The sequence below is a fragment of the uncultured Sphingomonas sp. genome (assembly GCF_964244265.1).
GTDB lineage: Bacteria > Pseudomonadota > Alphaproteobacteria > Sphingomonadales > Sphingomonadaceae > Sphingomonas.
Genome location: NZ_CAXTHV010000019.1, coordinates 1 through 11,981, shown reverse-complemented (window position 1 = coordinate 11,981; position 11,981 = coordinate 1). Strand labels below are relative to the sequence as shown.

10 protein-coding genes are annotated in these 11,981 nt (G+C 67.6%); 4 read left to right on the top strand and 6 right to left on the bottom strand.

What is annotated here, in order from left to right; translation table 11 throughout:
* Positions 1 to 43: 43 nt before the first annotated feature.
* The 4 genes from ACFE7K_RS09365 to ACFE7K_RS09350 form a co-directional block, all read right to left on the bottom strand.
* The gene (locus ACFE7K_RS09365) at positions 44 to 514 is read right to left on the bottom strand and encodes a GNAT family N-acetyltransferase (RefSeq protein ID WP_375397923.1); all 471 of its coding nucleotides are present in this window, start codon (positions 512 to 514) and stop codon (positions 44 to 46) included.
* Positions 511 to 1,140, bottom strand: coding sequence for a tRNA (adenosine(37)-N6)-threonylcarbamoyltransferase complex dimerization subunit type 1 TsaB (gene tsaB / locus ACFE7K_RS09360; protein ID WP_375397922.1), 630 nt, complete (start codon positions 1,138 to 1,140; stop codon positions 511 to 513). Before tsaB ends, ACFE7K_RS09365 begins: the two co-directional genes overlap by 4 nt.
* Positions 1,141 to 1,164: 24 nt before the next feature.
* The gene (locus tag ACFE7K_RS09355) at positions 1,165 to 1,755 is read right to left on the bottom strand and encodes a malonic semialdehyde reductase (RefSeq protein ID WP_375397921.1); all 591 of its coding nucleotides are present in this window, start codon (positions 1,753 to 1,755) and stop codon (positions 1,165 to 1,167) included.
* 82 nt (positions 1,756 to 1,837) lie between these two features.
* Positions 1,838 to 2,413: a NifU family protein gene (locus ACFE7K_RS09350; protein WP_375397920.1), complete on the bottom strand. Its 576-nt coding sequence runs from the start codon at positions 2,411 to 2,413 to the stop codon at positions 1,838 to 1,840.
* A 129-nt stretch (positions 2,414 to 2,542) separates the two neighbouring features.
* Here ACFE7K_RS09350 and ACFE7K_RS09345 point away from each other — a divergent pair, with 129 nt between their 5' ends.
* The gene (locus ACFE7K_RS09345; RefSeq protein WP_375397919.1) at positions 2,543 to 5,491 is read left to right on the top strand and encodes a M16 family metallopeptidase; all 2,949 of its coding nucleotides are present in this window, start codon (positions 2,543 to 2,545) and stop codon (positions 5,489 to 5,491) included.
* A gap of 24 nt (positions 5,492 to 5,515) precedes the next feature.
* On the opposite strand, the gene ACFE7K_RS09340 is transcribed toward ACFE7K_RS09345, so the two are convergent.
* Positions 5,516 to 7,300 (bottom strand): AMP-dependent synthetase/ligase, encoded by a 1,785-nt coding sequence (locus ACFE7K_RS09340; RefSeq protein ID WP_375397918.1) that lies wholly within the window; start codon positions 7,298 to 7,300, stop codon positions 5,516 to 5,518.
* Between the two features lie 192 nt (positions 7,301 to 7,492).
* On the opposite strand from ACFE7K_RS09340, the gene ACFE7K_RS09335 reads away from it, so the two are divergent.
* Entirely contained in the window at positions 7,493 to 9,217 is a 1,725-nt protein-coding gene (locus ACFE7K_RS09335; protein ID WP_375397917.1) for a gamma-glutamyltransferase family protein, read from the top strand.
* Here ACFE7K_RS09335 and ACFE7K_RS09330 read toward each other — a convergent pair.
* The gene (locus tag ACFE7K_RS09330) at positions 9,214 to 10,242 is read right to left on the bottom strand and encodes a quinone-dependent dihydroorotate dehydrogenase (protein WP_375397916.1); all 1,029 of its coding nucleotides are present in this window, start codon (positions 10,240 to 10,242) and stop codon (positions 9,214 to 9,216) included. The genes ACFE7K_RS09335 and ACFE7K_RS09330 overlap by 4 nt on opposite strands.
* A 148-nt stretch (positions 10,243 to 10,390) precedes the next feature.
* Between ACFE7K_RS09330 and ACFE7K_RS09325 the strand changes: the two genes are divergently transcribed.
* Positions 10,391 to 10,912 carry an RrF2 family transcriptional regulator gene (locus tag ACFE7K_RS09325; RefSeq protein ID WP_375397915.1) on the top strand — a complete coding sequence of 174 codons (522 nt, stop codon included), beginning with the start codon at positions 10,391 to 10,393 and terminating at the stop codon, positions 10,910 to 10,912.
* 2 nt (positions 10,913 to 10,914) lie between these two features.
* On the top strand, positions 10,915 to 11,981 hold a 1,067-nt coding region (sufB, locus tag ACFE7K_RS09320; protein WP_375397914.1), incomplete at its 3' end, for a Fe-S cluster assembly protein SufB.

Below are 11,981 nucleotides of genomic sequence, written 5' to 3'. Positions count from 1 at the left end.
CGGCGCGATCACCCCGGCGCCCCGGTGGCCGTCGCCAGTACCGTCAGTCCATCTTGCGATGCAGCGTCAAGGCCGAATAGCTCTGGCCGTTGCCGCCGCGATAATAATCGCGGCGCTCGCCGATCTTCACGAAACCCGTGCTGCGATACAGGTTGATGGCGTCGTTCCCCGCGCGCACCTCCAGGTGCAGCGTGGCGATCTTGCGTGTCCGACACTCGGCCAGCAAGCACCGCATCAATGCCGAACCAACACCGCGCCGCCGCGCCGTTGGCAGGACCGCGATCAACAGCAACTCGGCCTCCCCGGCAATGCCGCGGGCCAGCGCGAAGCCGCAGGGCGTGCCGGCCATTTCGGCCAGGGTCATCCAGACGCCCGGCATCGCCAGGATGCCGATCACCTGGTTGCGCGTCCACGCCTCGCCATAACGGGGATCGAACGCCTCGGTGATGATGCGTTCGACCTGATCGACATCGGCGATGCCGCCCTGGCGCAACTCGATCAACACGGTGCTCATGACGCGATCGCCATCGGCTTGGCGTCGGGGGCGCGGCCATAACAGGGGCTCGGCGGCAGAAGGCGGCAGGCGGACGGCAGCAGCGTGATGTCGCGGGCATCCGGCAGGGCGTCGATCGCCTCGATCATCGGATCGATGGCGGCCAGGAAGCGGACGCCGTTGCCGACGGCCCGGCGGCCGCCCAACGCCGCCAGCGCTGCCGCCGGCGGCAGCGAGGCCAAGGCGGAGGTGGCGGCGAAGGGCTGGGCGTTGAACGACTGCATGAACACTTCGCCATGCCCGCCTTCCAGAAGTACGGCAAGCCGGCGGCAGCCGGGGTCGTGGCCGAACGCGGCGGCGGCGACCAGCGCCAGCGACGAAAACCCGGCGACCGGCACGCCCCAGCCCAGCGCCAGCCCGCGCGCGGCGGCGATCCCGACGCGAATCCCCGTGAAGCTGCCCGGCCCGACATCGACCAGGATCGCCTGGGCGCGACCGCCGTCGGGCAGCGTGGCGATCATCGGGACCAGCCGTTCGGCATGGCCGCGGCCGACCACTTCATGGGCGTGGCCGACCATCACGTCGCCGGCGACCAGCGCTACTGAACAGGCGGCGGTGGCGGTCTCGATCACAAGCGTGCGGATCATTGGCCCCGCTACCGCAATCATTCGTCAGACAATAGTGTTGAACCTGTCGAAGTCGGGACGCGGCAGCCGGCCGAAGATGCTGGTCGGGTCGCCATGGCCGAACGTCGAGATCATGATCGACCGGTAATCGGGCCGATCGGCGAAGAAGGCGGCATCGACGGCGGCATTGTCGAAGCCAGTCATCGGTCCGGTGTCGAAACCCAGCGCGCGGGCGGCCAGGATGAAATATCCCGCCTGCAGTGTCGTGTTGAGCGTGGCGTGACGTTCGCGTGCGACGGGGTCGGCGAACCACGGCCGCGCGTCGACATGCGGAAACAATTCGGGAAGGTGCTCGTGGAACTCGCGGTCATAGGCGATGATCACCGTCGCCGGCGCGGCGATGACCTTGGGGGCGTTCTTTTCGCCGGTGCAGGCGGCGAGCTTGGCCTTGGCTTCGGCGCTGTGGCACCAGACGAAGCGTCCGGGCTGCTGATTGGCGGATGTCGGCGCCATCTTTACCAGGTCGTAGATGGCGTGGATATCGGCCTCGCTCACGGCACCGTCGGTATAGCCGTTATAGCTGCGCGCGGTGCGGAACAGCGTGTCGAGCGCGGCATCGTCGAGCTTGTCGGCCATGGCATTACCTTTCCAGGGGTGACGAGGCGTCCCTGGACAGCCCCACCAGTTGACGGATGCAATCAGCAGCGGGAGGTGCCGGTCAGACCGCGCGCACCTCGGTCACTTCGGGGACATAATGCCTGAGCAGCTGCTCGATGCCGTTCTTCAGCGTCGCCGTCGATGACGGGCAGCCGGCACAAGCCCCCTGCATCCGCAGGAAGACCTTGCCCTTGTCGAACCCGCGATAGATGATGTCCCCGCCGTCATTGGCCACCGCCGGCCGCACGCGGGTATCGATCAGCTCGCGGATCTGCGCGACGATGTCGGCATCGGCGGGATCGTCGGCCAACCCGCCATCGTCGGGCGCCACGCCGATGCCCGCGGCCGACGCCGGATGGAAGAGCGGCATCCGTGCCGAAAAATGATCGAGCAGGATAGCAAGCACGTCGGGCTTCAGCCCCGACCAGGCAGTTCCCGGCGCGGCGGTGACCGACACGAAATCGCGGCCGAAGAAAACGCCGGTCACGTCGCCCAGGTCGAACAGCGCTTCCGCCAATGGCGAGGCCTCGGCCTCTTCCGGCGTCGCAAAGTCGCGCGTGCCGTGTTCCATGACCGTCCGTCCAGGCAGGAACTTCACCGTCGCCGGATTGGGTGTTGCTTCGGTTTCGATCAGCATGCCCGGTATGTGGCGTGACGACTTGCGCTTATCAAGCGCGGCCTTAGGCGGCGGTTCCGGCCCGGGGCCCTCCCAGCGATATACCGACGCGGGCTGGCGGCGACCGGCGAAGCCCGCTAGACAGGGCTGATGTCGATATATCCACGCACACAGCGCTTTTCCCTGGTCGCCGCGATCGTCCTGGGTCTCGCGATCCCGGCCATTGCCCAGGACGTTCCCGACCGGAAGAACGATCCGGCCCGCGCCAATGCGCAGCAAACGGGGAACGTTGCGCTCGCGGTCCGGCCTGAAGTCGATCGGTCGGCGTGGCTGTTCAAGGGCAGCGACATCACCCCCGACCTCAACTGGCGGTTCGGCACCCTGCCCAACGGCCTGCGCTATGCGGTGCGCAAGAACGGCGTGCCGCCCGGGCAGGTCTCGATCCGGGTCCGGATCGACGTCGGCTCGCTGATGGAGACCCCGAAGGAACTGGGTTTCGCCCATCTGATGGAGCATCTGTCGTTTCGCGGCAGCCAGTATGTCGCCGACGGCGAGGCGAAGCGCACCTGGCAGCGGTTCGGCGCGACCTTCGGCACCGACACCAATGCGCAGACCACGCCGACCCAGACGGTCTACAAGCTGGACCTGCCGCAGGCGTCGGCGGAAAGCGTCGACGAAAGCCTGAAGATCCTTTCGGGCATGATGGCCAGACCCACCTTCGACCAGAAGGTGCTCGATTCGGAGCGTCCGGTGGTGCTCGCCGAAAAGCGCGAGGCGCCGGGGCCCCAGGTCCGCTTTTCCGACGCGCTGCGCGCGACGTTGTTCGCCGGACAGCCGATGGCGACGCGCCCGCCGATCGGCACCGACGAGACGCTGCTCGCGGCGACCGCCGATACCGTGCGCACGTTTCATGACAAATGGTATCGCCCCGAACGCACCGTCATCATCATCTCCGGCGATTTCGACCCGACCTTGTTTGAAGTGCTGGTCGACAAGAACTTTTCGGGCTGGAAGGGGATCGGACCGGCGCCGGCCGACGCCGATTTCGGCAGTCCCGCCCCGGGGCAGCCGACCACCGGCACGCTGGTCGAGCCCGGCCTGCCGGCGCTGGTGACGATGGGCGTGATCCGGCCGTGGAAGTTCAATGCCGACACGGTCATCTTCAACCAGAAGCGGATGATCGACCAGCTGGCCGCGCAGATCATCAGCCGCCGGCTGGAGACGCGCGCCCGCGCCGGGGGCAGCTTTCTCCAGGCGCAGGTCAGCCTCGACGACGTATCGCGGTCGGTCAACGGCACCTTCGTCAACGTCGTGCCGGTCGGCGACAATTGGGAACAGGCGCTGAAGGATGTCCGCGCGGTGATCGCCGACGCCCAGACCAGGCCGCCGAGCCAGGCCGAACTCGATCGCGAACTCGCCGAATATGATTCGGCGATGAAGAACGGCGTGGAAACTTCCCGGGTCGAGGCGGGCGCGGCACAGGCCGACAACATGGTCGCGGCGCTCGATATCCGCGAGACGGTGGCCGCGCCCGACATATCCTATGCGATCTTCACCGACGCACGGGCCAAGGGGATGTTCACCCCGGCGTCGATCCTGGCGTCGAGCAAGAAGATCTTCCAGGGGGTAGAGACCCGCGCCCTCGTCTCGACGCCCCAGCCGGATGCCGCCGCCGGCACCAAGCTGGCCGCCGCGCTGAAGGCCGACGTGTCGAAGCTGGCGGGCAAGCGCACCGCCACGGCAAGGGTCGACTTCTCCAGGCTGCCGCCGCTCGGCAAGCCGGCGACGGTGGTCAGCCGGGAGGCACTGCCCGAGCTGGACATGGAACGCGTCACCTATTCCAACGGCGTGCGGCTGATGCTGTTCGCCAATCCCAGCGAGACCGGGCGCGTCTATGTCCGCGTGCGCTGGGGTGGCGGCTATAACGCACTCCCCGCCGACCGGCGGACGCCGGCCTGGGCCGGCGACCTCGCGCTGGTCGCCAGCGGCATCGGCCGGCTCGGCCAGGAACAGCTCGACCAGCTGACGTCCGGGCGCCGGCTGGGGATGGATTTCTCGATCGACGACGACGCCTTCGTGCTCGGCGGGATCACGTCGCCCGCCGATTACAAGGACGAGTTGCGGCTGATCGCCGAAAAGCTGGCCGCGCCGGGCTGGGACCCCAATCCGGTGGCGCGCGCCAAGGCGGTGATGCTGGCCGGCTATTCGGGGCTCGAATCCTCGCCTGATGGCGTGCTCTCGCGCGATCTCGAATGGCTGCTGCACGCCAAGGATCCGCGCTGGGGTATTCCGCCGCGCGATTCGGTGACCGGCATGACAGCTGCCGATTTCCGCAGATTGTGGGAGCCTATCCTCGCCAGCGGCCCGATCGAAGTGCAGGTGTTCGGCGACGTCAAGGCCGACGACGCGGTTGCCGCGGTCGCCGCGACCTTCGGCGCGCTCAAGCCCCGTACGGCATTGGCCGCGACGGAAACGCCGATCCGCTTTCCGGACCATATCGTCGATCCGGTCGTACGTACGCATAACGGGCCCGAAAACCAGGCGGTGGCGGTGATCGCCTGGCCGACCGGGGCGGGTGTCGACGGCATCCGCGAAGGCCGCCAGCTCGACATCCTGGCGGCGGTGTTCAGCGACCGGCTGTTCGACCGCCTGCGCATCGCGGCCGGCGCGAGCTACAGCCCCAACGTCCAGTCGAGCTGGCCGACGGGGCTGTCGGCGGGAGGGCGGATGATCGCGATCGGGCAGGTGCCGCCCGACAAGACCGCCCTCTTCTTCAAGCTGTCGCGCGAGATTGCCGCCGACCTGGTCGCCAATCCGATCAGCGACGACGAGCTGCAGCGCGCCAAGCTGCCGATGCAGCAATATATCCTGCGCGCGTCGACGGGCAACACGTTCTGGCTCGATCAGCTGGCCGGCGCGACCTATGACCCGCGCCGCCTGATCGCGGTGCGCGGCATCGCCAGCGATTATGCCAATGCCACCCCGGCGGCGTTGCAGGCGGTGGCGGCCAAATACCTGAAGCCCGGCACCGACTGGACGATGGAGGTGCTGCCCAGGACGGTGGCGGCAAAGATGGGTGTGTCGGCCGCCGCGCCGTAGGTTGTCACCGCCGCCGACGTCGCCTCACCGATACAGCGCGTCCAGCCGCGCGCCATAGATGGCCTTCAACACGTGGCGGCGGTTCTTCATGCTGGGCGTCATCTGTTCGTTGGCGATGGTGAACGGCTCGTCGGCGATGATGAAGCGGCGGACGCGCTCGGTCTGCGATAGGTCGCCGTTGACGCGGTCGACCGCCGCCATCAGCGCGGCGCGATAATCCGCATTGCCGGCGAGCGCGGCGAAGTTGCACGACGATCCGCTCATCGCGCACCATTGCTGGGTCCATTCGGCATCCGGCACCAGCAGCGCGACCATATAGGGGCGCTGGTCGCCGGTAATCATCGCCTGGCTGATCTCGGGCTGCAGCGTCAGCATCCCCTCGACCTTCTGGGGCGAGACGTTGTCGCCCTTGTCGTTGACGATCAGGTCCTTCTTGCGGTCGGTGATCCTGATCCGCCCGGCATCGTCAATGTCGCCGATATCACCGGTCAGCAGCCAGCCGTCGTGCAAAACGCGCCGCGTCTCGGCCTCGTTGCGCCAGTAACCGTGCGTGACGAGCTCGCCGCGCACCAGGATCTCGCCATCCTCGGCGATTCGCACCTCGACATTGCCGAGCGGCGGGCCGACCGTGTCCATCCTGATCCCGGCGCGGGGGCGGTTGCACGAGATTATCGGTGCCGCCTCGGTCTGGCCATAACCCTGGAGGAACGTCAGGCCGAGCGACTGGAAGAAGGTGCCGACCTCGGGATTGAGCGGTGCGCCGCCCGACACCAGCGCCTTGACGCGGCCGCCGAACTGCGCGGCGATCTTCGGCTTCAGCAGCGCGTCGACCAGCAGCGAGACAGGCCGGTCGCGCAGCCGCATGCGTCCCGCGCCGCGCCGCCGGCCGATGGCCACCGCGCGGTCGAGCAGATAGGTCTGCAGGCGGCCCTGTTTCTCCACCGCCTTGGTGATCCGGGTCCGCAGCACCTCGAACAGGCGCGGCACCACGACCATGATCGTGGGGCGCACTTCGGCGATGTTCGACGCCAGCTTGTCGAGCCCTTCGGCATAATAGATCTGCGCGCCCAGCCCGATCGGCAGATGCTGGCCGCCGGTATGTTCATAAGCGTGGCTCAGCGGCAGGAACGACAGGAACACTTCGTCCGCCCAGCCGAAATCCTCGGCGATCAGCGCAACACAGCCCTCGACATTGTGGAGGATCGCGCCGTGATGCTGCCGCACGCCGCGCGGCGTACCGCCGGTGCCGCTGGTATAGATGATGCACGCCAGGTCATCGCGCCCGGCGTCCGCGGCGATCATGTCGGGGGTGGCCGGGTGGTCGGCGATCAGCCGGCCCCAATCGTGGTGATCGAACGCGTCGGCCGGGCCGAGCTTCAGCTCCTCGATCCCGATGATGGCCATCGACCCTGCGGACGCGGTTACTGCCGGGAGCAGCGGGCGGGCGAGCTTCGCGGTCGACACGATCACCGCGCGCGCGCCCGAATTCTCGATGATATAGGCGTGGTCGCGTTCGGTGTTGGTGACATAGGTCGGCACCGTCACGCACCCGGCGGCCATCACCGCCAGGTCGCTGATGCACCATTCGGGACGATTCTCGCTGACCAGCATCACGCGGTCGCCGGGCTGTAGGCCGATGGCCTTGAGCGCCCTGGCCAGGCTCGCCACCTGGCGCGCGGCCTCGGCCCAGCTGGTCGCCACCCATTTGCCGCGGGTCTTGCGCCACAGGAATGGCGCGTCGCCTCCCGCTGCGGCGCGCGCGAGAAACATTGCGACCAGATTGGGAAAGCGCTCGATCTGCCGGCTCATCAATGCTCCCGTCGAAATCGCGATGCAGGCGCCAGGGTGTCACCGCGACGGCCATCGGTCTACCGCCGCCAGGCGATTTTCGCCAGCACCGGCCACATGCTTGCCATCGACAGCCCCACCCTAGCATGCCTATCATCATGGTGCGGCGAACGGAGACACGATGATGCAGGGCATGCGACCGTGGCGCAGGTGATGCGGCGGACCAAAATCGCGCTTGCCGTTCTGCTGGCAACCGTGCTGGCGGGGTGCGTCACGACACGCGAATCGCAACCTGCGACGGTCACGCGCGACGACCGGGTGTTCGTTGCCGCCGCTAATCCGGTCGCGGTGGAGGCGGGGCTGGCGGTGCTTCGGCGCGGCGGCAGCGCGGTCGACGCGGCGGTCGCGATGCAGGCGATGCTCTCGCTCGTCGAGCCGCAGAGCTCGGGAATCGGCGGCGGCGCCTTCATGATTTATCTAGACGCCGCAACCAGCCGCATAACCCTCTATGACGGGCGCGAAACGGCACCGGCCGGGGCCACCGCCGACATGTTCCTGGGCGCCGACGGCAAGCCGATGCCGTTCAACGAGGCGGTGTTGAGCGGGCGCGCGACCGGCGTGCCCGGCGCGGTGCGGCTGCTTGGGCTGGCGCATGACGAGCATGGCCGATTGCCGTGGCGTACCCTGTTCGGCGATGCCGGGCGGGTTGCCCGCGACGGCTTCATCGTGTCGCCCCGGCTGGGGCGTTTCCTGGCCGGCAAGTTCGCGGAGAATGATGCTCCCGACGTCCGCACCTATTTCACCGGGCCCGACGGCAAACTGGTTCGGACCGGCGACCGCCTGCGCAACCCGGCCTATGCCGAATTCCTCGGCCGTCTGGCACGCCAGGGCATGGCCGCGCTTTATGCCGGGCCGACGGCGGCGCGGATCGTCGCGCGAACGCATGCCGAACCGCTGGCGGGGACCATGACGCTGGCCGATCTCGCCGGCTATCGCCCGGTCAAGCGAGATCCCTTGTGCGGCCACTACCGCGTGTACCTCGTCTGCGTGCCCCCGCCCCCGTCGAGCGGCGTCGCGCTGCTGCAATTGCTGGCGATGCTGGAACGCACCGATATCGCGACACGCGGGCCGCAGGACCCCCAGGCGTGGTTCCTGTTCGCCGAGGCGAGCCGGCTGATGTACGCCGATCGCGACCGGTATGTCGGCGATCCGGCGTTCGTCAAGGTGCCGGTGGCGGGCCTGCTCGATCCCGCTTACGTTGCCTCGCGCGCGGCGCTGATCGGTACCAGCGCGGCGCCAGCGCCTGCCGCAGGCATGCCGCCAGGCGCAACGCTGGCAGCGATCGACGCGACGGTCGAGCCGACCGGCACCTCGCACTTCATCGTCCGCGATGCCGCGGGCAACGTGGTGTCGATGACGACGACGGTTGAATCGATCTTCGGCACCGGGCGGATGGTCGATGGCTTCTTCCTCAACAACCAGCTGACCGATTTCTCGTTTGCGCCGCGCGACGCGCAGGGCCGGCCGATCGCCAATGCGGCAGCGCCGGGTAAGCGCCCGCGATCGTCGATGACGCCGCTGATCATGCTGGATGCCGACGGCCGCTTTGCCGGCGCGCTGGGATCGGCGGGAGGCAGCGCGATCCTGGCCTATGTCGGCAAGTCGATGGTCGGCGCGATCGACTGGAAGCTGCCGATGCAGGACGCGCTGGCCCTCCCCAATCTGGTCGCGACCGGGGGGAACTTCTTCGGTGAGGTGACCAAATTCTCACCCGGTCTGCAGGCCGCACTGGCAGCGCGCGGCATCACCCTGCGGCCGGGCCAGGGCGAGGATTCGGGCCTGCAGGGGCTGATCGTGCGTGATGGCGCGTTCGACGGCGGCTATGATCCTCGGCGCGAGGGCCAGGCCATCACCGAACGGGTGATGCGGAGGCGCTAGCTGTCCGTGCCGGTCGCCTCGGCTACCGTTGCAAAGCCGTCCCTCGCCAGCAATGCCGCCAAGTCTCGGAGCAGGCGTGCGGGCAGTCCCGGCCCCCCATAGACCAAAGCGGTATAGAGCTGGACCAGGCTGGCGCCGGCGCGGATCCGGGCATAGGCTTCACCCGCATCGCCGATGCCCCCGACGGCGATCAGCGGCAACGCGCCCCCCGTGGCCGTGCGGAAATCGGCCAGCCGCCGGCGGGCGAGCGCGGCGAGCGGGGCGCCCGACAGGCCGCCGCTTTCGCCGGCATTCGGTGAGGCGAGGGTAAAGCGGGCAGTCGTCGTGTTGCCGACGATCAGCGCGTCGATCCCCGCATCGATCGCGGCACGGGCGATGGCGTCGACCTGGCGGTGGTCAAGATCGGGCGCGACCTTCAGGAACAGCGGCGTCGTCCCGCGCGCCCCCGCCGCGCGCGCAAGCAACTCGACCAGCGCCGGGCCATGTTGCAGGTCGCGCAAACCCTGGGTGTTGGGCGAGCTGATATTTATCGTGACGTAATCGCTGACGCAGGCGGCGCCGGCGACGCCGTGTTCGTAATCGGCGATGCGATCGGCGGCGTCCTTGTTGGCGCCGATATTGATCCCCAGCACGCCACGCCTTCGGGCGCGCTCGGCGCGGGGCAGCGCGGCGGCCAGTCCTGCATTGTTGAACCCCATGCGGTTGATCACCGCGCGGTCGGCCACCAGCCGAAACAGTCGAGGGCGCGGATTGCCCGGCTGGGGCAGCGGGGTCAGCGTGCCGATCTCGACATGGCCAAAGCCCAGCGCCAAGAATCCATCGATTGCTCGCCCGTCCTTGTCGACGCCCGCGGCAAGCCCGAGCGGGTTGGCAAAGGTGATGCCGGCGACGGTCACCGGCAATGCCGGCGGCTGCGGCGCGAACGGCAAGCCGGCGGACGCCCAGCCCGCGAGCAGGCGGATCGTCAGGCGGTGTGCCGGTTCGGCGGGAAGCGTGAACAGCAGGGGGCGGGCGGGAAAGCTCATGCGGAGTCAGATGCCAGGCTGCACCCTAGACCAGGCATGATCAAGCGGCATCCATGCGATCGACGTGGCGGCGAGCGGTTGACGACGCGTCCGTCAACGCCCACATGGCAATCGGACTGATTAGGTCCTATTTAAGGTTGTCGTAACAATGCGCCTTTCCTCGCTGGCTGATTATGCGGTCGTGATGATGTCCGCCGCCGCGCGAAGCTGTGGGGCGAGGGGTGGCTCGACGCGGCTCAATGCGACTTTGCTCGCTGTCGAAACCGGGCTGCCGCTACCGACCGTGCAGAAGCTGGTCAGCCGCCTGTCGGCCGCCGGTCTGATCGAGAGCACGCGCGGCACTGGTGGCGGTTTTCGCCTGTCGCGACCGCCGGCGGCGATCAGCCTGGCCGACATCGTCGAGGCGATCGAGGGGCCGATCATGCTGACCGCCTGTGTCGAGGGCAGCACGCACGAATGCTGCGTCGAGGAAAGCTGTCGCGTGAAGCCGCACTGGAACGCGGTCAATGGTGCGGTGCGTGGTGCGCTGGCGGGGGTGAGCCTGGCGAGTTTGTCCAACGCTCCCTCCGTTTGCCGGGAGCTTGTCGAAGGGCGGTCCTTTTCTTTGACGTTACAGAACAAGGACGGGGCTTCGACAAGCTCAGCCCGAACGGAAGTTGGGATTTCCTGAAGATGGCCACCAAGAACGCGGAGGCTTATGCGGCTGCGAACAAGGCGTACGAATGGGGCTTCCATTCGGACATCGAGCAGGAGTTCGCGCCCAAGGGGTTGAGCGAGGACACCGTCCGCTTCATTTCCGCGCGCAAGAACGAGCCGGAGTGGATGCTCGATTGGCGGCTGAAGGCCTATCGCCTGTGGCTGACGATGACGCCGCCCGATTGGGCCAAGTTGCGGCTCGATCCGATCGATTACCAGGACGCCTATTATTATGCCGAGCCCAAGGCCCGGGCCACGGTCGGGAGCCTCGACGAGGTAGATCCCGAGATTCTCAAGGTCTATGAAAAGCTCGGCATCCCGATCGAGGAGCAGAAGATGCTCGCCGGGGTGGAGGGTGCGCGCAAGGTCGCGGTCGATGCGGTATTCGACAGCGTCTCTGTCGCCACGACGTTCCGCAAGGAGCTTGAAGCCGCGGGCGTGATCTTCCGGTCGATCAGCGAGGCGATCAGGGACTATCCGGACCTGATCCGCAAATGGCTGGGCAAGGTGGTGCCACAGCACGACAATTACTTCGCCGCGCTGAATTGCGCGGTCTTCTCTGACGGGACCTTCGTCTACATCCCTAAGGGCGTGCGCTGCCCGATGGAGCTGTCGACCTATTTCCGCATCAATGCCGAGAATACCGGCCAGTTCGAGCGCACGCTGATCGTCGCCGACAAGGGCTCGTACGTCAGCTACCTCGAAGGCTGCACCGCGCCGATGCGCGACGAGAACCAGCTCCACGCCGCGGTGGTCGAGCTGGTCGCGCTGGACGATGCCGAGATCAAATATTCGACCGTGCAGAACTGGTATCCCGGCGACGCGGACGGCAAGGGCGGGATTTACAATTTCGTCACCAAGCGCGCCTTGTGCCAGGGGCGCAATTCGAAGGTGTCGTGGACGCAGGTCGAGACTGGCAGCGCGATCACCTGGAAATACCCGTCGTGCGTGCTGAACGGCGAGAACAGCGTCGGCGAATTCTATTCGGTCGCGGTGACGAACAACCGCCAGCAGGCCGACACCGGCACCAAGATGATCCACCT

Coding starts and splice junctions, on each gene's coding strand:
- ACFE7K_RS09365 (WP_375397923.1), bottom strand. CDS start 514: ATGAGCACCGTGTTGATCGAGTTGCGCCAGGGCGGCATCGCCGATGTC.
- tsaB (WP_375397922.1), bottom strand. CDS start 1,140: ATGATCCGCACGCTTGTGATCGAGACCGCCACCGCCGCCTGTTCAGTA.
- ACFE7K_RS09355 (WP_375397921.1), bottom strand. CDS start 1,755: ATGGCCGACAAGCTCGACGATGCCGCGCTCGACACGCTGTTCCGCACC.
- ACFE7K_RS09350 (WP_375397920.1), bottom strand. CDS start 2,413: ATGCTGATCGAAACCGAAGCAACACCCAATCCGGCGACGGTGAAGTTC.
- ACFE7K_RS09345 (WP_375397919.1), top strand. CDS start 2,543: ATGTCGATATATCCACGCACACAGCGCTTTTCCCTGGTCGCCGCGATC.
- ACFE7K_RS09340 (WP_375397918.1), bottom strand. CDS start 7,300: ATGAGCCGGCAGATCGAGCGCTTTCCCAATCTGGTCGCAATGTTTCTC.
- ACFE7K_RS09335 (WP_375397917.1), top strand. CDS start 7,493: ATGCGGCGGACCAAAATCGCGCTTGCCGTTCTGCTGGCAACCGTGCTG.
- ACFE7K_RS09330 (WP_375397916.1), bottom strand. CDS start 10,242: ATGAGCTTTCCCGCCCGCCCCCTGCTGTTCACGCTTCCCGCCGAACCG.
- ACFE7K_RS09325 (WP_375397915.1), top strand. CDS start 10,391: ATGCGCCTTTCCTCGCTGGCTGATTATGCGGTCGTGATGATGTCCGCC.